We start from the raw sequence: 18,978 nt of genomic DNA, 5'->3' as shown, positions 1-18,978 counted from the left end.
CCAGGTCACCATCCACGCCTCATCCGAAGCGCGTGGGTCGGGCACGTACCGGACGGGCAGCAACCGCCACGACGCGCCCTCCAGGGCGAGGCCGGTCTCCTCGGTCAGCTCGCGGATCGCCGCGTGCAGGGCGTCCTCGCCGGGGTCGACCTTCCCGCCGGGGACCGCCCAGCCGTGGTCGTCGCCCCGCTCGATCATCAGCAGCCACCGGCCGCCGCGGTGGTGGGCGGTCACGATGGCGTCGGCGGCCTGCTGCTCGCCCCAGTGGCCGAGCTCGCCTCGGCCATGCCGGATCCCGGTCGGTGCGCAGGGGTTGAGCGGGCGGCCGTCGACCACGCGGAACGGGATCGCGGCGGCGGCCTGCCGGGGCGCCCAGTCGATGTGCCGGGGGTCGGTGGTCGGGTCGGCCCATCCTTCGGTGACGCCGCGGCCGAGGACGTCGGGGTGGGTGTAGGTGTCGGTCATGATGGGAGTGCCTCCTTTGGCGGGGGTGCGGGCGCGGCCGGCGTGAGCGTTCTTGGCGGGACAGTCACGCTGGTACGCGCCCGTCGTGCGTCAGCGTGTGACCACGGGCTTGTCGAGGTCCCGGTGGCTCAGGGCCACGTCGATGCCGCGGGCGCGGAGCCGGTTGGCGAGGTGCTGGGCGAAGACGGGGGCGCGGTGGCGGCCGCCGGCGCATCCGGCGGCGATGGTCGCGCCGTCGGCGGACGGCCCGGACAGCAGCGCGGCCACGGCGGCGGCGGTCGCGTCCAGCAGCGGGAGGATGCCGGGGGTGCCGAGGACGGTGGTGAGGACCGGCTCGTCGTGGGCGGTCATGTGCCGTAGCTCGGGTGAGATGTGCGGGTCGCGGAAGTGGTGGCGCAGGTCGATCGTCAGGTGCGCCGGGGGCTGGTCGCCGTGCAGGTAGCCGAACGAGACGATCTCGACGGTGGGGCTGGGCATGGGGTCCTCCGTGCGTGTGGTGGATGGGTTCACTTGCCGGGCCGGTAGCCCCAGGCGGGCAGCCAGCGCCATTGCCAGGGCCAGCAGCGGCCGCCGGCGAGGACCTGGTGGGCGTGGCGGTGCCCGCGGCTGCCGACGCGGTGGCCGGTGGAGGTGCAGCGCAGCAGCGAGCCCCAGCGCAGCCGCCGGCGCGGCCGCGGCCCGCAGTCCGCGGCGAGGACGGCGCGGAACCGCTGAATGGCGGTGGGGTGGCTGGAGGCGATCCAGCCGCCGCACCGGTACACGGCGCTCTCGTCGGCGCCGATGTCGCGCAGCATGGCGGCCATGGCCGCGTACCCGTCCATGCCCGCCTGATCCAGCAGGGTCACGGCGTGCCGGTCGGCGGCGAGTTCCTTCTGGCGCTGCCACCGGGTGCCGACCAGGTGCGCGGCGGCGGACAGCGCGGCGGCCGCGTACCCGGCCACCAAGGGGCCGTCGGCGGCGATGACGGCGGCCAGGCCCAGAGCGGACAGGCCGCAGACACGCTCGGCCCAGACGGTGCGCTGCTCGGTCTCGTGTCCGAGCACGATGTGGGCGAGCTCGTGGGCGACGGTGGCGGCCAGGACCTTATCGGAGCCGTCCAGGAGATTTGCCCCGAGCTCGACCAGCGGGGTGCGGTGGCAGTCGGTGCGGACCGCGACGGCGTTGTCCTCCAAGTCGTGATTGACGAGCACGGCAACGGCGGGCAGGTCGGCGGCGCGGCTGAGGGAACCCACGAGAGCGGTCAGAGCGGCGGGGTCAGCGCCGGCGGCCGTTCGTAGCCCCTCGGCGTCGCTCACCTGGTAGGCGTCACCTCGACGGGTCAGCAGCCCGGCCTTGACGCGCTGGGTGAGCTGCCGGTGCAGCCATGCCTTGGAGCGGCCGGTGACGATGAGGACGCCGGCGAGGTCGTGGGGCATGAACGTCTCGCCGGGGCCGTCGCCAGCCAGGGCGGCGAGGGTGCGGTCGAGCACGGCGGCCGCGCGGGCGGGGCCGAGCGGAGGAGCGGCTGCGGGTTCGGTGGCGGGCATGGTGGGCCTCCTTCAATGGGTGTCACGGGGTTGGGCGAGGGTGTCACGCCGCCTGTCACGGGCGGCGATTTGTGACGGTTTGTCTGCTGTCACGGGGGTGTCACGGGGTGTCACGGAGGGGGTGTCACGGGGTGTCACGGGGCCGGTGACCTGTAGTTCTCTGCTGTCACGGCCGGTGTGACACCCCCAGCCCCCTGTCACGGGCGCTGCTCCGGGATCGCACCCGCGCCGACGCGACCCCGGATGATCTTGGGTTAGGCGGCGGGCGCGAGGACGCGCACGCGGTACGGCTTCTTCTCCTCGGGGTCGTAGGCCAGCTCTCCGGCCTCGATCCGGGCCTTGAGTTGCTTTTGGAGCCACGGCCGGCTCAAGCCGGTCGACGCCAGGACGCCACCGAGATCCGCCGGGCCGAACGGTCGGCCGTCCGCGAACCCGGCGAGCGTGCGGTTCAGGACCATGCGCGCGTCCTCGGGGCTCATCTTGGGGCCGCCGAGCGGGATGTCGGGCACGTCCTGCAGCGGGGCCTCGGGGTCGATCGGGTTGGCCGCGTCGTCTGCGTCCAGCTCGGGGTCCGGGGCCAGGTATTCGCGGGTCACGCCGGTCACCTTCACGTCGTCGTCCATCTCGTCCTCCTGGCGCTCGCCGCCGGCGACCGCGGCGGGTTTCGCGCCGGCGATCCGGGCGAGCAGCTTGGCTGTGATCGGGTCGACCGGCCGGGCCGAGGCGGGGTACTGGGCGCAGTGCGCGGCGAAGTTCGCGACCCGGTCCCGGTTCGTCGGGCCCCAGTCGTAGAACCGCATCGGCATCGCGATCCGGTCGCGGGGCACGCCCTGGGCGTCGGCGTAGGCCATACCGGGGTAGTTCGATCGCCACTGCTCGGGGTGCGCTTCGGCCTTTTCCTGTTCGTCGGTCAGGCCCCATCCGGCGTCGTGCGCGGACTCGACGCCGCCGCAGATCTTGCCACCGCCCTGACCCTTGACGATCGTCGGCATCTGCGTGTGGTCGGCGCGCTGGAGCGACCAGGCGAACCCGCCACCGGCCGAGCGGAGCATGCGGGCGAGGTTGATGAACTCCTCCATGTCGATGTGCTCGAACACGTCGGCGGCCTCCTCCAGCCACACCTCCAGGTAGGTGTAACCGCAGTCCTCCTCCCACGCGATGAGGCCCTTATCGCCGAACTCGGCCAGGCGCTCGGCCGCCCACTCGGGCAGCCACTTGGTGAACAGATCCCGCGCACTCGGCTTCTTGGTGACCGCGCCGTGCAGCGCGGGCCGGGCCGGGGCGACGGTCTGCTCGCCCTTGGTGATGTCGACGACCACGAGCGCGCCGTCCTTACGGGTGACGAACTCGCCCCAGATGCCCCAGGCGATGGCCGTGGTCTTGGCGGCGCCGGTCATGCCCATGACCTGCAGGTGCTGACCGACGACTCCGAGGCCGAACGTGCTGCCGTCCTGGAACATCGCGACCTGGAGGGGCTTGGCGACGCTCTCGCCGGCGGCGGACGGGCCGGGCCACGGGATCGGGTTCTCCAGCAGCAGCGGGTTGGACAGGGTGACCGTCGGCTGGCCCGCGTTGTTGCGGTTCACGGTCGCGGTCAGGCTGCCGACCGGCAGGCCGTGCTTGGCCTCGATCCCGGCGAGGGCCTTTTGCAGGTCGTCGGTGGTGTCACCGCCGCCGAGCTCCACCGTGCCCTTGATCGCGGTCGGGCTCACCTTGACGTTGCGCACCGCCTCCACCTGCACTTGGTCCTGCCCGTCGGTGAACAGGGCTTTGAACAGCGAGCCGGGGCCGCCGGGGGCGAGCATCGTGCCCTCGGGGTCGATCTTCGGACGGATGATGTTGCGGACGTTCCACAGCGCGGCGAGCGTGCCGCCCGCCCAGATCCACAGGTCAATCGTCGGGTGCGCGGTCGGGCCGGTGATGGTCGCGGCCAGCAGGTACCCGGACGCCGCCGCGGCGGTGCCGGTCGACTGGACACGGCCCAGGACATGACGCCACCGGGACACCAGCCAGGTCGCGGCGGTCACCACACCGCCGGAGACGGTCAGGCCGGCGGCGGCCCACGGGCTCGCGCCCCACATCTCGTGCAGGCCGTAGGCGGGAACCATCAGGCCCGCGCCGAGCAGCCACGGCACGGTGTGCGGCGCGGCAACGTGGGCCGCCTTGGCGACCAGGTCGCTGAGGATGCCGCCCTTGTACGTGACCACGCCACCCTCACGCACGGCCGCCGTGGTCGCCTTGGTCGCGGTCTTGCTTCCCATCGTCTGCTCTCCGTTTCGTGCGGTCGAGGTGCGGGCCCGTGGCCTGGTCACTCGTCAAACTTGAATTGCTTCTTCGCCTTCTCGGGGCTGGTGCCGAGGGCCGGGGCGAACTGGACCATGAAGTCGGTCCACAGGCGGGTCATCTCTGCGGCCGATCCGCGCTGCAGCTCGGCGGCGCGGGCGCAGCGCTTGGCGATCCGCTTCGCGCGGATCTTCACATCCAGGCCGACCAGCCAGGGGTTGCCCTTGCCGGTCGCGACCAGCACGGCCTGGATCTCCTCGGCGCCGAACTCCAGCTCGCGGGCGAAGTCGCGGGCCAGCCGCCGGGACTCGTCCACGTACTTGCGCAGGGCGCTGGTCGAGCGGATCTCGATCGTGGACAGCTCGGGGATACGGCTGGCGCCCGTCGGGTCACTCATCGACTCGGGTCTCCTTGGACGGGACGGCGGGCCGCCGGGTGAGGATCTGCGTGGCGACCCAGGACAGGGGCGGCCAACCGAGTCGAGCCCCGATGAGGTCGACCAGGTTGACCAGGACAGGGCCGCCGATGACGACCCCGCAGAAGATCAGGAACGGGGGCCAGCCGAGGATCAGCCCGACCGGGATGGACGTGGCTGCCATCACGGGGACGGCCAGCACACCGACCAGGACCGAAGGGCGGAGAGCCTCGCGGATCTGCTGGCCGAGCCTGCGCCACGGGTTGCGCTCGGGAGCATCCGTGATCACGTAGACCAACCTCTCTCGGGACATCAGCGCCTCCCAGCGCGGACGGTGAGGGTCAGGCCGGCCACAGCACCGGACAACCAGCAGGCGAGCGCGTCGGGGGCGACGGTGAAGCGGTGAAGCAGCACGTACGCGATCCACGAGAGGGTCGCGGCGAGGAACAGGCGGCCGACCACCTTCTCGGCGCTGCTGGAGCTGACGCGGGCCTTCCCGGTGCGGGCCATCACTCCGCCCCCCAATCGAGGCGCACCCAGGCCGTACGGCCGGTCTCGGTCGTGGTGACCTCGTAGGCGTCGGCCAGCGCTGCGACCAGGTCCAGGCCGTGCCCGCCCTCACCGAGCGGGCGCATCGCCGGGACCAGCGCCGGCCCCTGGTCGGCCACCGCCACGGCGACCGAGGACGGCTCGACGTCGACCAGGACCACGAACGTCCCGCCCGGGACGCCGGACGCGGAGTGCAGCACGGCGTTGGTGGCCAGCTCGGACACGACCAGGGCGACCTCATCGACGCGCGGGCAACCGGCGGGCAGGCACCCGGCCGCGAACTCCCGGGCCTGGCTCACGCTCTCCGGCAGGCCGGGCAACGCCAGGGCCTGCGCGCGGGTGCGGGTGGCGGGTGTCATGCCGCACCTCGCAGTACCTCGGCGAGCTCGGCGTTCCAGTCGATCCGCTCGTGCTCGCCGCCCATCGGCACCGCCTCGAACGTCCGGGCCAGGAACCGGGCGAGAGTCTCGCGGGGGGCATGCAGCGCCAGCCCGGCGCCCTCCACGAGCGGGTGCAGGGTGAAAGTCACCCAGTCCTCGGCCTCGGCAGGCTCAATGCGGATGTCGCACTCACCCGCCGGCTTGTCCATCCCGTCGAACAGCAGCGTGCGGGCGAACTGCCAGGTGATGCCGTCCTCGCAGGTGCCGGACGGGCCGGGGAAGGCCAGCAGGACCGCGTATGGGTCGTCGGCGTTGTAGTGCAGCCGGGCCGTGATCGGCACGGCGGGGGCATCGGAGGCGGCGGGCCACATCGTGACCGGCATCGAGGTGTGGCGGATCATGCCGCGACCTCCTCGGCCTCATCGTCGTCCGCAGCCGCCGGTGCGTCCGTACGGGCGGTCTCCTCGGCGGTGTCCGTACGGGCCTCAGCGAGCCGTACGGGAGCGGGCGTACGAGTCTCCGTACGGTCGGCCTCCGGCTCCTCTGTACGGGACGCGGGGACGTCGGCGTGCGGGCCATCCGTACGGGCGTGCGCGGGCTGTACGGCCGTCTCGGCGGTTCCCGTACGGGAGTCCTCCGCGAGGGCGTCGTCATCCGTACGGAACACCGCAGTCCGGGCATCCCGTACGGCCTTCTCGCACCACGACCGGCTGTAGCCCGTCCGCTCCATCAAGGCCGCATAGTCCGGGGCCCAACGGTCCCCACGCTCCGCAGCGCCGAGGATCTCGCTGGTCAGCTCGGCGACCACCGCCTCCCGGTCAACGGGCGCGGCCGGGCGAGTGACAGCCGTGCGTACCTCGGTGCCGGAGGCCTGCGTACGGGCCAGAGTCCGTACGGGCTGCTCGGCGTCCTGCCGTACGGCCCGCACGCCGGAGGCGTCCGTACGGTCCTCAGCGGTCCGTACGGCGGGCTGCAGCGCGGGCTGCGCGGGCTCAGGTGCGAGGCCCGTACGCGGCGCCGCGTCCTCACGTACGGGTGCGGGCGCATCCGTACGCTCGGCCTCCGTACGGGCCTCCTGCGCGGCCCCGTACGCCTTCCGTACGGCCTCGGTGATCTGGTGCCGCAGCGTGGTCACAGCCTCGGCCGCACAGAACACGATGGCCGGCGGCACCGAGTGCAGCAGGATCTTCGCCGGGTCCAGGGCCGCCCACGCGCTCCAGGTATTCATCGCGTACGTACAGGCGAGCGCGACCCACTTCGTGCGGCGCACCCACGGCCCGGCGTGGATCTGGTAGCGGGCGATGACCTGTTCGCCGAGCAGCACGCCGACCAGGACCAGGGAGACCATGGGGTCGAGCAGCCAGGCGATCCACCAGGCGACGTCGTTGTTGGTCGCGCCTTCCGAGGCGAAGGCCTGGACGTTGGCCATGGTGAACAGCAGACCGAGGATGAGGCCGGTCCAGATGAGCCGGTCGACGCGGGTCCGCATCCGCTCGATGCGGTAGGCCACGACGTCGGGGTTGGTGTCGTAGGCGCGGACGTCGGCGGCGGCCCGGGCGGCGGACGCGAGCTTCTCAGCCTTCGTGCGGGGGCGGCGGGCGATGGCAGTCATCAGGCGCTCACCGCCTCAGCGGCGGCGGAGGCCTGCACGGCGGGGACCTCGAGCGCGGCGCGGACGTCGGACTCGCGGTAGCGGAGCAGTCGGCCGCCGGGGGTGCGGATGCCCGCGATACGGCCCTCGCGGGCCCAGCGGACAACGGTCTTGGGGTCGACACGAAACACGGCCGCCACCTCATCGGAGGTCAGCAGGCGTTCCGTGATCGTGCAGGCATCAGCGACAATGCGCATGAGTCGGTTCCCTTCAAGTCTCGACTCACGCGGCCTCGGTGCTGGACACACCGAGGCCGCACTGCTGTGCGGGGCTCTTGCCTACGGCCCGGTGGATGGACAGGCCACCGGCCGCTTCTCCCTCCCTCCTGAATCGGACTCTGGTCACTCCGGGACCGACCAGATCATTTAGGGGGCGATAGTCTTGGGACAATCGTCATAGTCGCCTGTCGGTGGCATCCTGTCAATTGTCCCAAGACAATTTCAGACGGAAGGAGGTGTTGTGCGATGGCCGTGCACTCCCGCTATCTGGACATCGCCGCCCAGATCCGGGCACGCATCGAGGCCGACGAGTGGGAACCCGGTGCAAAGCTGCCCCGCCTGGACGACTTCGCGAAGCAGTACGACGCGAACCGCGACACGATCGGCCGTGCGATCGGTGTGCTGGAGACAGAGGGCTACGTCTGGGCCGTCCAGGGGCGGGGAATCATCGTCCGCCATGGCATGATGCGCCTGCGCAGGCCCCGGGGGAACCTTGTGAAGCGCAACGTAGCCACCGACAGCCCGGGCTACTCGTTCCCCTCTGCCTCAGGGCAGGAAGTGTGGAAGCACCACATCACGCCGGTCGCGTCCGAAGAGCCGCTGACCGATCCGCGAATCGCGAAGCTGCTCGGCGTGGCGGTAGGCACGCCGTGCATGCGCCGCTTCCGAGTCACCGGACCGGAGTCGGAACCGCCCTTCCAAATCAACATCTCGTGGATCCACCCACGGGGGGCCGAGTCCGCTCCCGAGGTTGGCTCTCAAGCCCCCGGCCCGGGCGACTGGCTGTACCGCCTGGAGAAGGCCGGCCACTGGCCCATCAGCTGGATGGAGATTCACCGGGCCCGTATGCCCACCAAGGATGAGGCCGCTTTGCTGGAGATCCCGACCAGCCTGCCGGTGTTGGAGATCGTGCGAGTGGGCACCTCGGGCGGCGATGGCCAGCCCATCGAGGTCACGGAGTACATCGTGGCCAGCGACCGCGTCGAGACGGTGCATGTCCTGCACCGTGACGAGTCCGCGCAGGATCCATGGCCCGAGGACGCCGAGGGCCTCGACGAGCCCGAGACGGGCAGGTGAACCATGCCCCTCACTGTTGACGCCGCCGCTCGTTCCGACGTCGGGCTCGTGCGCCAGCGCAACGAGGACACCGTCTATGCAGGGCGGCACCTGTTCGCGGTCGCCGATGGTCTCGGCGGCCACGTCGCCGGCGACATCGCCAGCACCACGGCAGTCGACGCCCTGAAGCCGTACGACCACCAGGCCGACCCGGCATGCCTGCCTGCCACCCTCGGCCGCGCGGTCCACGCCGCGAACGAGGCGCTACGCCGCAAGGTCGACGCTAATCCGGGCCTGGAGGGCATGGGCACCACCCTGGTCGCGCTGCTGTGGTCGGGAACCACTGCGGTCGTGGCGAACGTGGGCGACTCGCGGGTGTACGTGCTGCGCCGCGGGGACTCGCGTCTCGTCCAGCTCACCGAGGACCACACCTACGGCAACCTGGTCGCCGATGCCGCCGACGTTCCGCGTCTACCCGAGCGCATCTCCCGGTTCCTCGACGGCCGGGCGGACGGACGGTCCCCAGACCTCACCACTCGACCCCTGCAGCCGGGTGACCGGTTCCTGCTGTGCTCGGACGGGCTGAGCGGAGTCGTCGCGCGCGAGCAGCTGCGCGACATCCTGCGTGAGTCCGGAGGGCCAGCGGAAGCGGCGGACCGTCTCGTTGCAGCGGCCACCAACCACGGCGGCCCGGACAACATCAGCGTGATCGTCATCGACGTGCGGGACGGCCAGGAGGCGGCCTGAGCAACGCGAACGGCCCGGCGGGTAAACTCCGGCCGGGCCGTTCGCATGTCTGCGTATCCAGGGCTTACGCATATCTTGCTTCGACGTCATGGCGTCGTGACGTCACGACTTCATGGCTTCACGACTTCAGAGCGGCGAGCAATGCCCGGCGGACGTCGGCCCGCTCGCGGGCGGCCTGCAGGAGTGCCCGCACAACTTCGGACTTGTCGAGCTTGGTCCTGCCCAGCTCGCGACGCAGAGACAGAAGCCACTCGTCAATCTCGGTGTACTCGTCCGGGTCGAACCGGACGGTGAGCGCCACCGCGTCGGCGGCCGCGGGCGCACCACGCCGCGGCCTCGCTGGGGTACGCGGCCGGGTCGCCTTTCGTGAGGCCGTGACGTCGTGGCCCCGTGGCGTCGTGACGTCACGACGTACCGGCGTCACGCCTTCATGAGCCCGTGACGTCTCGGCTTCAGTGGACGCAGGCTGAGCGGCCGTTTCGGCGTCTGAGCTGGTCTCGGCGGGCGCTGGCTCCGGCGTGCGTCTGGGAATCGGCGGCGGCTTCGGCGGTTCGTCGTCGGCGATCAGATCGGCGATGCTCTTGCGGGCCATGCTCACCCTCCAGGCCGGATCTGTCCGAGCTGCATCAGCATCTCCGTGTGGACGCGGCGGATGTCCTCGCGGGCGTTGACCGCGTTACGGCCACCCCGGTACTGCGTGATCATCACGCCTTCCACGTGGGCCTGAGAGTGCGCGCTGTACTCCCGGACGAACGAGCGGAACCGGGGCAGGGCGAGCTTGTCGAGCGTGGCCTGCGCGTCCTCCAGGGGGCCGGTGCCGCGCCGGGGGTCGACGCGGTTAATCAGCACCCGGTACGGCACACCCCGGTCCGCACACAGGGCGGCCGTACGCCTGGTAGGCGTCACGTAGAACGGGTCATGCACGTAGGGGATAACGACAAAATCCGCCTGATCGAGCACAGCGCTGAGCACGTCGTGCCCCTCCAGGCTGCCCGGGCAATCCACCAGGATCAGGTCGACGCCCCGGACCTTCCGCAGCTTGGCCAGGTGCGCCGGGTCAGTGTCTGCCGTGTAGTCAAAGGGGAGACTCTGGCCGGCACGCTCGGCCCGGTCGGCGACCTCGGCGGTAGTCGACTGCGGGTCGATGTCCACCAGGAACGCGCGCCCGCTGGCGTCCGCGGTGACGGCGGCCAAGCCCATCGACAGGAGGCTCTTGCCGACGCCGCCCTTCTGGTTGGCAACAGCGATGACCCACGGGTCCGCCAGCTCGGCGGCCGCACCGTCTGAGGCGAGCTGAGTGGTCACGAGGCGCTCCTAGCGAGGCGGTCGGCGACCTGGTCACGGGAGGCGAGCGCCGCGTCGATGAGCGCGGCCAGGACCTCATGCTTCGGCCGGCGGGTCGCGAAGTGGAGGTCGTCCACGGCAGCGGCCAGGGCGTGCGCCGTGGCGGCAGGCATGTACCACGACCGGCGCACCGCGGGCTGACCGGCAGAGGCCGGGGCGGGGGCATTCGGATGCTTCATGCCGGGCACGCTAGCGGCACCAGGTAGCGGTGTCTCGCACCTGTCGCACTTGCCGTCATGGCGTCGTGGCGTCGTGGCGTCACGAATTCACCAACAGGGCAGGTTATGAGCAGTGCCGGGGGCCGACGTAGGAGGTCCGCGGCGGCGATCGCCCCGGCCCGGTACGGCGGGCGCCGGAGTGGGCGATCGTCACGGCCTCAGCCCGGACCCCCTACCCTGCTTCGTAGAAGCGTTCGGCGTTGTGGTAGTCCACCTGGCCGGTCACCTGCGCAACGACGCACCGCTCGTGCGGGGTGGTAGTGACGAGGAGACCCTCGTCCGGGTCAATCTGGTGCATGGCGATCCCGTCGTCGGCTCGCAGGGTCAGGGCGAGTGCGCGTCATCCTCGCATCCGGCGGGGACAGCAGGTCCCGACTGCCCGGGAGGCGATGCTCGTCTCGGCGGCCGCCGTGACTCCCCCTCTGTGGCGGGCTGATGAGGCCCAGAAGTCTGACCTTCCTGCTACCAGCCCAGAAGTGGATCTCTGGCCTACCTTGCGCCCATGAGCCTCCAACGAGCCGACTTCTACGCGGCCAAAGCCGACCACTACATCGCAGGCACCTACGACGGGAGCGACGGAGATCGCATCGCTCGCGCGATCGCCGCGCAGGCATCCGCCACGCTTGCCGTTGCTTCTGCTCTCCAAGAGGTCGCCGAAGCGCTGAGATCCATTGCAGAAGGCCAGTGACGCCCGTCGTCACTGCAATGCCTGGGTGTTGGGGGTCGCTCGGGTGGGCTCGGTCTTTCGGCAATTGGGCCGGAGGGCCTATGAGTCGGGGAGCGCGTGGCCAATCTAAGCCGGTGGGCCACTGGTGGGGTATCGGCCGGGCCATTGGGCGGGGTGTTGGCCGGCACCTTCTGCGGGGGCGGCGGAGCGCGGGCGGCGCCGGCCGGGACCGGCCCCCAGGCCGCATGCCCGGCCGGCAGGCCGCCAAGCGCGCGGGCCGCCCCCTCCAGGCGACCCGCAGCTTGATCCCTATGAGAAGAATTCGGCAACTGCTGGACAGAAGGCCATGTTCTCCTGGAAGTCCCTCATCCCCTCGATGACAGGACACGACGATGAGCGACAACTGGATGATCGGTCCCGGCGCCCATGAGAACACCGCAGTAAACGCCCTGGGCGACAAGAGGACCGAGGAGGCGAAGGTGTGGGCGATCCTCGCGCTGGCCTCTGCGGTCAACCGCCTGGCGGAGGCGCAGGAGGCCATCGCGAACGGCTGAGCCTCGCTGCGTCTTTCGGCAATGTGAAGCGGCCCGCCCCTGAAGGGACGGGCCGCCTTGATCTCGTAGAGAAAATTTGCATTCGATCATGACGCCGAGAGCTCGATGGGCTACCCCGCTAATTTCTGCACTCAGCCTCCTCGAGGGCCGAACGCACGGACCCGGTCCTCGTGGGGCGGGTAGTACACCGACGTCTGCGCCATCTCAGGATGCTCCCGGTACAACGCGTTCTCCAGCTCGGTACGAGCAGCCTCTATGGCACCGACTGCCTCCTCCAGCTTCTTCGCCGGAACCGCCGGCGGCCCTGACCGGGGGTACGCGTTGGCGAGCTGGACGTGTCGGTGAAGGAGTTCGTCACGCATCGACGCGAGGGCACGGCCCATCTCGACGTGCTCCTCAAAGGTTAATCTCGGCTTCCTTGGCATTGGATGAGCATCCCCCACCCGAACGACCAATGGCGATAACCCGAGCACCGACAGCTCGCTAACGCCACTGGCCGTTCGGGTGCTGCTCAAGCCCCGGCGCCGCTCCCGCCCGCGCCCGCGTAAGACCTGTCGCGACAGTCGTGAAACTCGGCGACGTTGGGGCCCCGCTCTGCCCAAGCTTCTCGCGCGGGTGCGCGCCCGCGCGAGTGTTCGGAGTGTCCTCACGTGCGCGTAGGGGGCGTGTGAAACGCGCAAAACCGCTCTCAGCGGCGGGTGCGGCGGCTCTCCCGCCAGGCGTGCCCCACGGCGGCGGCCCGGGTCGCCTGCCGAGGTGCCAAGCCGGGGAGCCGGTGCGGTGGCGGGCCTCCCATCCGGAGGTGCGGCCGGTCGCCCCCAGGTGCGGCCGCACGGTGCCGAACAGGTCGCCGGCCACGATGACGGCATAGGACCCGCCCAGGTCTCCAGTCCTGACCACCTGGACGGTGGCGAGTTCGTCATCGATGTACCAGCGGTGCCGGGCGAGGGAATCACGAGTCGACCAGGGTTTCATCACGGGTGATTCGTCACGCGCTGGGGTCACGGCGGGCGCGTGCTCCGCCTCGACGGCAGCGGCCGGAGCCGTGGGTATAAGCGCGGGTGTGACGGCGGGGACCGAAGTCAGCCGATCGTGACACCTCAGCCCGGCGACTACTCCGGCCCGGTGGTGTCCTGTGCACGATCGACGTCCGTAACGATCCCGTCGCCGTCTACGAGGCGCTCGTCGCGCTACAGACCAGGCACCGCCTCACGCGCATGCGTAGGGGTGTCGGAAAAGACAGGGCCCACGCGCGCGTGAGCGACGGTTTTGTCGGGTTTGTCTCCGCTCTCGTGACGTTCAGCGAGGGCCGTCGATGCTGAGGCGCGCAGGGTGGTTGCTGGCGAACCGCCGGCACTTGGGCGCGCTGAACCTGAGGTGTGACCCCCGGTTGCGAGTTTACGAGATCCCACGTGGGCCGCTTGGCCTAGGCTTTGCTTCGTTCGCCAACGGCGGCAGCTCTCGCCCCTCACGGTCGCTCCGACTGCAGGGGGTCGACCGCCGGGCCCATGGTCGACCCCCGTCGATCGCATTGGGTTCCGGGGAGAGGAACAGATGCCTGCCCGCAAGAGGCGGAAGCGCCGTCGTCGGCAAAGTCATTGGTGGGATGTGGTGCTGCTCGCGCTGCGAGCGGTCCTGACCCTCATCGACTGGCTGATAAACGGAGGCGGGCCCAAGTGAGCGTTCGCCCACTTGGACCCGCGAGGTAACACGCAAGCTGCCCCCGGCTAAGGCTTCCAACCGGTCGGGGGCACCTTGCTGTCTGGGCTCAGAGTATCCAAGAAAAGTTTGTTTTTATGAGCATCCCTGGGAGACCCGGGAAGCAGCGTTCGTGGCTCTCCGACGACTACAGGGCCGGGGAAGGCCATCCCCGTTCGCGCGCGTGCGCGCGTAGGAGCACCGAAAAACCCTAAGAGGTCCTGAATGCCCAGCCGGGCAGCTTAGGGGCTGTGGTGCGGATCTGAGGGCCGCAGGGGCACCGGGTCACCAGCGGCCGCCCGCTCTCGCGCGTACGCGCGTACGCGTGTCGAAAAACTCCGGGCCTTGGTCATGACAGTTGCGGGTCGGGCGACCTCGCGTAGCCGAGACGGTCATGAGGCAGCGGCGGGCCGGCCGCCATGACGACGACCGGCCCATTGGTTCCCCTGTGTCAGTGCGTCAGATCCTGGTGGGGATCAGCCCAGTGAGGTCGACCCCCACCTTGAGCGCCAAGATCGTCAGCAGAATGAAGATCACGGCGAAAAAGCCGCGCTTCATCCCGGGCGTCAACTCGAAGATGATCTTCTCGTTATCCCGGCTGTTCGCCGCAGGCGCTGGCGGCTGGGGCAGAGCGGGCGGGACAACTACCACGATCATGGGGTAGGGCATGGCTGGGGGAGGGACGTCGCCTGGGACGTCCGAGGGGGTGTTGGGCATGAAAACTCCGGTCCTCTGGAAGTGGACGACCGCCGCCGGGACCTGGAGGTTCAGGAGAATTGCTCTCCTGGGGAACCCTGAGTACGCTGCATCTTGACGCTAGATGAACGTACTCAGCGTCCCGGGCCCTCAGGCCTGGGCGTTGGCCATGACGATGAACTCGAACGAGCCTCGTTCCGCCACTGCAATGGCGGGCGAGGCTTGTCGTCGTTCTCGCTCATAGTAGGGGCGACCCTCGACATTCCGAGCCCGGTAAGCCTGGGGCACCAATTCAGGTTTTCGCGGATTCTCAGGAACAGCCGCTGTACGTGGTCCTGCCCTCTTTGTTGACGGATGCTTTGAGCAGCCGGGTTACGACCCCGCCACTCGTTGTCGAGCCTGCGGTACAAGATCTCCCCGAAGGCCAGCATCTTCGTCTTCCAGGAGGCCCACAGGTGCAATGCGTCGACAGGTCAGAGGGTGCCGCCGGCGAGGATGGCGGCCATGCGGTAGGCGGCGTGCCCGTCGAGCTTGCGGCGGCCGCGGTTGTACCGCTGGGTGGTGACGGGGGAGGAGTGCCCGAGCAACTCCTGCACGTCGGCCAGCGGCATGCCTTCGTCCAGCAGCGCCGTGGCGGCAGTCGCCCGGGCGGTGTGCGGAGTCAGGCCCTTGTGGTCGACGCCGGCGGCGGTGGCGGCGCGGCGCAGTGCCGTGGTCATCCGCCAGCGGTCGAACGGGCGGCCGTCCGCGCGGGTGAACAGCACCTCGCCCGCGGCCCGGCCCTCGAGGAGCGGTTCTAGCAGCGCGCGCACCCGCGGCGGCACCGGAACGCGGTCGGTCTTGCCGCCCTTGTGCCGGAAGACGATGACGCAGTGCGCGGAGTCGACGGCCACCGAGCCGACCGTGAGCGCGACCAGCTTGTCATGTCGCACGAGGGCGGCCGCCCTTCGAGAGTGGAGAGCGGCCGCCGGAATGTTGCGCGGGGACGAGTTGAAGTTTGGGTCAGGCGGCGGGGCCGATGCCGAGCTCGATCTTCGTGCCGGTGAGCACGAGGACGTAGAGCACGATGACGACGACGACGATGACGGCGCCCCAGCGGCCGAAGCCCTGCGGAATGCGAATGACCAGGTGGTTCATGCGGTCCTCCTTCGAATGGTTGGATCGCCGAACCCGAGGCACCAGCTAAGGCGCCGTACCTGAGTTGGTCCTACACTGGCTGTTGCTTCGTGGTGGTTCCAGTGCAGAGCCCCGGGTTCAGCACGTACCGCTTCCGCCCGGATCCCGTTGGCGCGGGGTCCGGGCTTCTTTCGTTACGGGGGGAAGAGTAGTCCGTGATCGCCAACCAGTAGGACTCAGGTGAAACGACGTTTCTGTGGACGGCGGCGCTGGTGGATCGTTGATATCCCGGAAAGATTGCATTCGGGATCTTCCTTATCCCCTGGTCAGAGCGCCGGTTGTCGAGGTGTGGTAGCGCCCGACCGGGTGCTGTAGTTCTTCTGGCCGTTGTTGCCCCGGTCGGCCTTGCGGTCCTTGCGCACGCCGTTCCTGCCCTCCTGACCTGCCCTGATTCGGGTGTTCGTTGCCCTCGACCGCGCAGTCATCCAGACGCCTGTCCCGGCTCTCAGCTCGGTGACCTTCTCGGCCACCAGCGGCAGCTTTGTAGCCGTGCAGCACAGCCGGTTCCTTCAGGGCCTCGTGGGGAGTCGGAGATCGTGTTGATCTGATCGAAAACGGGATCGATCGAACTCGCTTCTCCTACGGCAGCCAGTCCGGCCCGACGAGAGCCGCGCAGCTCGCCGCCACCGCTGACGGGCATCGCGGCCGTGCCGCCTCGTCCGCCGGAGAGGGCCGCGTGTCCGGCACGGAGACCCGCCCGAGCGTGTCCCCGGTCACGGACGTCCTCGACCGGCTCGTGGGCGACCTGTTCGACGTCGAAGACGAGTGGCGGCAGCTGCGCGGCTACCCCGGCCGCCCGTCGAACGGCGGCGGTGCACATCATCATTCACGCACGATCGGCTGGCTCGCGGAGCGCCTGGAGGACATCCTCGCCCACGAGCAGATGGCCGGCCTGCCGAGGATGCTCCACAACTGGGACCGCGTCTTGCGGCACCTGGCGAAAGACGACCGGGCGTCCACGAGCTCACCCGTGCGCTGCGCGTGCGGGGAGCGCAACGTCGGATGGGACCAAGAGCTGCCCTACTACCGGTGCCGGTCGTGCGGGACGTTGCTGAACCCGGACGAGCACGACCACCAGGTGCAGGAGCAAGTGGACGCGGTCGAGGCGGTCGAGGCGGCCGGCGCCGGGCTGCCGACCTGAAGGCGCTCGTCCGTCGTGTCTCCATCTGGAGCCATCGCCATCTCCGAGCCCGTGCACTGTGTGACTGCCTCGGAGGTCTTACCGCACAGTATCCCGATACTGTGCGGTGAAGTGTCGCGCTGACCTGGGGAAACGCTGCACGGTCCCGTCTTGGCCGGTTTCGTGCCCGGATTGTCCGTTCATGCAGTGTCATGCGGCCGGTCATGCAGTCACAGTCCGTGCAGGAACGAGTGGTACTCGGGCTGGATCGGATCTACTGCGTAAAGCTCGGCGCTCTTTACGACGTAGATCCGGGCGGGAGCCACCTCGAGCGCGGGGCGATCCCCAGCGATCGGCGCCGCATCGCCGCGGCCGCGGCCGGGCTGGCGGCCAGCAGCGCCCGGGCCCGGTCGGCGTGGCCAGTGACGTCGGCCGCGCGGCGGGTCTCCAGCTCGGCCCGCTGTGTGCGGCGGGCGGCGAGCTCGTCGGCGACCTTCGCGGCGGCCGCGGCCTTCTGGCGGCTGGGCAACTCCACGCCGGGCCGTAGCCGCCCGTCCTCGGTGAGCCAGGCGGCGAGCCGGTGACGGACCCAGCCAGGCACGTAGCGAGGCATCCCGGCGAAGGGCCACTCGGTGCCGTCCGGCCGATGGTTGATCATGTGCAGGGCGTCGGCGAGGGTCCCGCCCTCGGCGAAGATGGGCCTCAGCAGGCTCCGGACGTGACGGGGCGAGAGCGCCCTCAGCGTCACGTCCTCGTTCCGGGCCCGGTGCGCGGCCGCCAATGAGTCTCTCCGGGTCGCCGGCGTGACGGCGCGGGACCACCACCAACCGGTATCGGACGAATCGGGCATCGCCTCGCGCGCGCGCGATGGGCGAGAACTCAGGCCCCCTGAAGGGGGACCTGAGGGGGTCCGAGTTCCCTCCACAGGGTCGGAGGCCGGGGCCTGGCCCTGACGGTCCCGGCCGGCGGGTGCAAGGGTTTCCGCAGGCTTCCGCTCGGCCTCAGCGCGGTCTGTCGTGGCGTCCTCAGCGGGCGCGGGGACCGCGAGGACGTACTCGGCGGCCTCGTTGCCTCTGCCGTCGTCCAGGAGCCCGCAGGCGGTGCCACGGCGGTATCGGACGGTGGTGCCGGGGGTGACGGTGCCGAGCAGACCAGCGCGGCGGAGCCAGGCGAGCCAGGCGGCGACGGTCGAGCGGGACAGGCCGGTGCGGTCCATCAGCACGGCCCATGTCGGCCGGGTGACGAGCTCGGTCCAGTCGGCGTGCCGGGCCAGGACCCACACGACGCGCATGAGGTTCGCGTGGGCGTCGGCGCGGAGCGCGGCGACGTCGGGGTGGGCCTGGACGGCGTGGACCCAGGCGGCCTGCGAGGGTGCGCGCCGGGTGCCTTCGGGCAGGGCGCCGAAGATGGCCAGCTTCCGGGGTGAGGCCCATGGCGGTGCGGCGGTCCCGGCCGGGCTGGTGGCGCGGCGGCCGCGGGGGGTGCGGGAAGCGGTGAGCCGACGCCCCGGCGTGTCGGAATGAGGGCGTACGAGACTGACCGCCTGGGTGGCTGCTATCGTCACTCCCAGACGTGAAAAGGCGAACAGAAGGCGCTCAGCTCACTCCGCCGGCCAAAGCATTGGAGCTGACACCTAAAGCGCGTCGTTATGAAGTTCTTGCTCAGGGAGCGCCCGGCCTTGCCGGGCGTTTCTGTTTTTCCGGCTGGTCTCCTGACCGCAATCACACGGATGTAGTTCGCCCCACAGCATTCCACGATCGCGGCGTGTCGCGCCGCGTTGTCGGCTGCGCTGAGGTGGGCGTGTCGCCGAGCGTGGGCGTGTCCGTACGCAGGGCGGGCGATAACGGACAGCGGCCCGGGTGCGGGCGTTCTGGGCACCCCTCCCGGCTTGTACGGCCGGGAGGGGACCCGCAGCGCCGGCACCGGCGTCACGCGGCCGCTCCGTCGAGCAGCTCGGCGAGCATGGCCCGGTGGGCGGGGAACACGTCACCGCCGTGCTCGGCCAGGTACAGCAGCAGGGTGGGGTAGTTATCGGCCCGCATCCACGCGGCGCGGCGGGCGTCGTCGGCTCCCTTCACCGCGGGGAGGTCGGCGACCTCGCCCAGGTCGGTCACGGCCGGCCAGGTCACCATCCACGCCTCATCCGAAGCGCGTGGGTCGGGCACGTACCGGACGGGCAGCAACCGCCACGACGCGCCCTCCAGGGCGAGGCCGG

The 18,978-nt window shown here is 70.4% G+C and carries 26 protein-coding genes and 1 pseudogene; 5 read left to right on the top strand and 22 right to left on the bottom strand.

Annotated features, from left to right (window positions below; translation table 11 throughout):
• The 11 genes from AB0O28_RS39100 to AB0O28_RS39050 all read right to left on the bottom strand — a co-directional run.
• The coding region (locus tag AB0O28_RS39100) for an NUDIX domain-containing protein (RefSeq protein ID WP_363647956.1) at window positions 1-465 on the bottom strand (465 nt) is incomplete at its 3' end.
• A 90-nt stretch (window positions 466-555) separates the two neighbouring features.
• A complete protein-coding gene (locus tag AB0O28_RS39095; protein ID WP_363647954.1) occupies window positions 556-942 on the bottom strand; it encodes an RNase adapter RapZ in 387 nt (128 codons plus the stop codon).
• 29 nt (window positions 943-971) lie between these two features.
• Window positions 972-1,991: a M48 family metalloprotease gene (locus tag AB0O28_RS39090; RefSeq protein ID WP_363647952.1), complete on the bottom strand. Its 1,020-nt coding sequence runs from the start codon at window positions 1,989-1,991 to the stop codon at window positions 972-974.
• Between the two features lie 254 nt (window positions 1,992-2,245).
• The gene (locus tag AB0O28_RS39085) at window positions 2,246-4,252 is read right to left on the bottom strand and encodes a hypothetical protein (RefSeq protein ID WP_363647950.1); all 2,007 of its coding nucleotides are present in this window, start codon (window positions 4,250-4,252) and stop codon (window positions 2,246-2,248) included.
• A gap of 47 nt (window positions 4,253-4,299) precedes the next feature.
• Window positions 4,300-4,671, bottom strand: coding sequence for a hypothetical protein (locus AB0O28_RS39080; protein ID WP_363647948.1), 372 nt, complete (start codon window positions 4,669-4,671; stop codon window positions 4,300-4,302).
• Window positions 4,664-5,002 carry a hypothetical protein gene (locus AB0O28_RS39075; protein ID WP_363647946.1) on the bottom strand — a complete coding sequence of 113 codons (339 nt, stop codon included), beginning with the start codon at window positions 5,000-5,002 and terminating at the stop codon, window positions 4,664-4,666. Before AB0O28_RS39075 ends, AB0O28_RS39080 begins: the two co-directional genes overlap by 8 nt.
• Window positions 5,002-5,199 carry a hypothetical protein gene (locus AB0O28_RS39070; protein ID WP_363647944.1) on the bottom strand — a complete coding sequence of 66 codons (198 nt, stop codon included), beginning with the start codon at window positions 5,197-5,199 and terminating at the stop codon, window positions 5,002-5,004. The genes AB0O28_RS39075 and AB0O28_RS39070 overlap by 1 nt, the downstream gene beginning before the upstream one ends.
• Window positions 5,199-5,597 (bottom strand): ATP-binding protein, encoded by a 399-nt coding sequence (locus tag AB0O28_RS39065; protein WP_363647942.1) that lies wholly within the window; start codon window positions 5,595-5,597, stop codon window positions 5,199-5,201. The genes AB0O28_RS39070 and AB0O28_RS39065 overlap by 1 nt, the downstream gene beginning before the upstream one ends.
• Window positions 5,594-6,019 carry an SsgA family sporulation/cell division regulator gene (locus AB0O28_RS39060; RefSeq protein ID WP_363647940.1) on the bottom strand — a complete coding sequence of 142 codons (426 nt, stop codon included), beginning with the start codon at window positions 6,017-6,019 and terminating at the stop codon, window positions 5,594-5,596. The genes AB0O28_RS39065 and AB0O28_RS39060 overlap by 4 nt, the downstream gene beginning before the upstream one ends.
• Window positions 6,016-7,230, bottom strand: coding sequence for a hypothetical protein (locus AB0O28_RS39055; protein WP_363647938.1), 1,215 nt, complete (start codon window positions 7,228-7,230; stop codon window positions 6,016-6,018). Before AB0O28_RS39055 ends, AB0O28_RS39060 begins: the two co-directional genes overlap by 4 nt.
• The gene (locus AB0O28_RS39050) at window positions 7,230-7,466 is read right to left on the bottom strand and encodes a BldC family transcriptional regulator (protein WP_363647936.1); all 237 of its coding nucleotides are present in this window, start codon (window positions 7,464-7,466) and stop codon (window positions 7,230-7,232) included. Before AB0O28_RS39050 ends, AB0O28_RS39055 begins: the two co-directional genes overlap by 1 nt.
• A gap of 267 nt (window positions 7,467-7,733) precedes the next feature.
• Here AB0O28_RS39050 and AB0O28_RS39045 point away from each other — a divergent pair, with 267 nt between their 5' ends.
• Together AB0O28_RS39045 and AB0O28_RS39040 are read left to right on the top strand one after the other, a co-directional pair.
• Window positions 7,734-8,564, top strand: coding sequence for a GntR family transcriptional regulator (locus AB0O28_RS39045; protein WP_363647934.1), 831 nt, complete (start codon window positions 7,734-7,736; stop codon window positions 8,562-8,564).
• Window positions 8,565-8,567: 3 nt separating this feature from the next.
• Window positions 8,568-9,290: a protein phosphatase 2C domain-containing protein gene (locus tag AB0O28_RS39040; RefSeq protein ID WP_363647932.1), complete on the top strand. Its 723-nt coding sequence runs from the start codon at window positions 8,568-8,570 to the stop codon at window positions 9,288-9,290.
• Between the two features lie 118 nt (window positions 9,291-9,408).
• Here AB0O28_RS39040 and AB0O28_RS39035 read toward each other — a convergent pair whose 3' ends face one another.
• The 4 genes from AB0O28_RS39035 to AB0O28_RS39020 all read right to left on the bottom strand — a co-directional run bounded on the left by AB0O28_RS39035 (window position 9,409) and on the right by AB0O28_RS39020 (window position 11,150).
• Window positions 9,409-9,882: a hypothetical protein gene (locus tag AB0O28_RS39035; protein ID WP_363647930.1), complete on the bottom strand. Its 474-nt coding sequence runs from the start codon at window positions 9,880-9,882 to the stop codon at window positions 9,409-9,411.
• 2 nt (window positions 9,883-9,884) lie between these two features.
• A complete protein-coding gene (locus tag AB0O28_RS39030) occupies window positions 9,885-10,595 on the bottom strand; it encodes a ParA family protein (protein WP_363647928.1) in 711 nt (236 codons plus the stop codon).
• Window positions 10,592-10,813 carry a hypothetical protein gene (locus AB0O28_RS39025; protein WP_363647926.1) on the bottom strand — a complete coding sequence of 74 codons (222 nt, stop codon included), beginning with the start codon at window positions 10,811-10,813 and terminating at the stop codon, window positions 10,592-10,594. The genes AB0O28_RS39030 and AB0O28_RS39025 overlap by 4 nt, the downstream gene beginning before the upstream one ends.
• Window positions 10,814-11,024: 211 nt before the next feature.
• Entirely contained in the window at window positions 11,025-11,150 is a 126-nt protein-coding gene (locus AB0O28_RS39020; protein WP_363647924.1) for a hypothetical protein, read from the bottom strand.
• A gap of 204 nt (window positions 11,151-11,354) precedes the next feature.
• On the opposite strand from AB0O28_RS39020, the gene AB0O28_RS39015 reads away from it, so the two are divergent.
• Both AB0O28_RS39015 and AB0O28_RS39010 read left to right on the top strand, forming a co-directional pair.
• Window positions 11,355-11,540 carry a hypothetical protein gene (locus AB0O28_RS39015; protein ID WP_142616859.1) on the top strand — a complete coding sequence of 62 codons (186 nt, stop codon included), beginning with the start codon at window positions 11,355-11,357 and terminating at the stop codon, window positions 11,538-11,540.
• A 371-nt stretch (window positions 11,541-11,911) separates the two neighbouring features.
• Window positions 11,912-12,073: a hypothetical protein gene (locus AB0O28_RS39010; RefSeq protein WP_363647922.1), complete on the top strand. Its 162-nt coding sequence runs from the start codon at window positions 11,912-11,914 to the stop codon at window positions 12,071-12,073.
• A gap of 131 nt (window positions 12,074-12,204) precedes the next feature.
• Here AB0O28_RS39010 and AB0O28_RS39005 read toward each other — a convergent pair whose 3' ends face one another.
• From AB0O28_RS39005 to AB0O28_RS38985, 5 genes are all read right to left on the bottom strand, one after another.
• Window positions 12,205-12,498 (bottom strand): hypothetical protein, encoded by a 294-nt coding sequence (locus tag AB0O28_RS39005; RefSeq protein ID WP_363647920.1) that lies wholly within the window; start codon window positions 12,496-12,498, stop codon window positions 12,205-12,207.
• 1,732 nt (window positions 12,499-14,230) lie between these two features.
• Entirely contained in the window at window positions 14,231-14,428 is a 198-nt protein-coding gene (locus tag AB0O28_RS39000; RefSeq protein WP_363647918.1) for a hypothetical protein, read from the bottom strand.
• 512 nt (window positions 14,429-14,940) lie between these two features.
• Window positions 14,941-15,399 (bottom strand): tyrosine-type recombinase/integrase, encoded by a 459-nt coding sequence (locus AB0O28_RS38995; protein ID WP_363647916.1) that lies wholly within the window; start codon window positions 15,397-15,399, stop codon window positions 14,941-14,943.
• 70 nt (window positions 15,400-15,469) lie between these two features.
• Entirely contained in the window at window positions 15,470-15,604 is a 135-nt protein-coding gene (locus AB0O28_RS38990; protein ID WP_363647914.1) for a hypothetical protein, read from the bottom strand.
• A gap of 305 nt (window positions 15,605-15,909) precedes the next feature.
• A complete protein-coding gene (locus tag AB0O28_RS38985; RefSeq protein WP_363647912.1) occupies window positions 15,910-16,113 on the bottom strand; it encodes a hypothetical protein in 204 nt (67 codons plus the stop codon).
• 206 nt (window positions 16,114-16,319) lie between these two features.
• Here AB0O28_RS38985 and AB0O28_RS38980 point away from each other — a divergent pair, with 206 nt between their 5' ends.
• The gene (locus tag AB0O28_RS38980) at window positions 16,320-16,784 is read left to right on the top strand and encodes a hypothetical protein (protein WP_363647910.1); all 465 of its coding nucleotides are present in this window, start codon (window positions 16,320-16,322) and stop codon (window positions 16,782-16,784) included.
• A 277-nt stretch (window positions 16,785-17,061) separates the two neighbouring features.
• Here the strand turns inward: AB0O28_RS38980 and AB0O28_RS38975 are convergent, their stop codons facing one another.
• The gene (locus AB0O28_RS38975; RefSeq protein WP_363647908.1) at window positions 17,062-18,327 is read right to left on the bottom strand and encodes a helix-turn-helix domain-containing protein; all 1,266 of its coding nucleotides are present in this window, start codon (window positions 18,325-18,327) and stop codon (window positions 17,062-17,064) included.
• 364 nt (window positions 18,328-18,691) lie between these two features.
• A pseudogene (locus tag AB0O28_RS38970) lies at window positions 18,692-18,978 on the bottom strand (hypothetical protein); the annotation flags it as partial.

The organism is Microbispora sp. NPDC088329, assembly GCF_040685655.1.
In the GTDB taxonomy this organism is placed as follows: Bacteria; Actinomycetota; Actinomycetes; order Streptosporangiales; family Streptosporangiaceae; genus Microbispora.
This window is presented reverse-complemented; position numbering and strand designations above follow the sequence as displayed.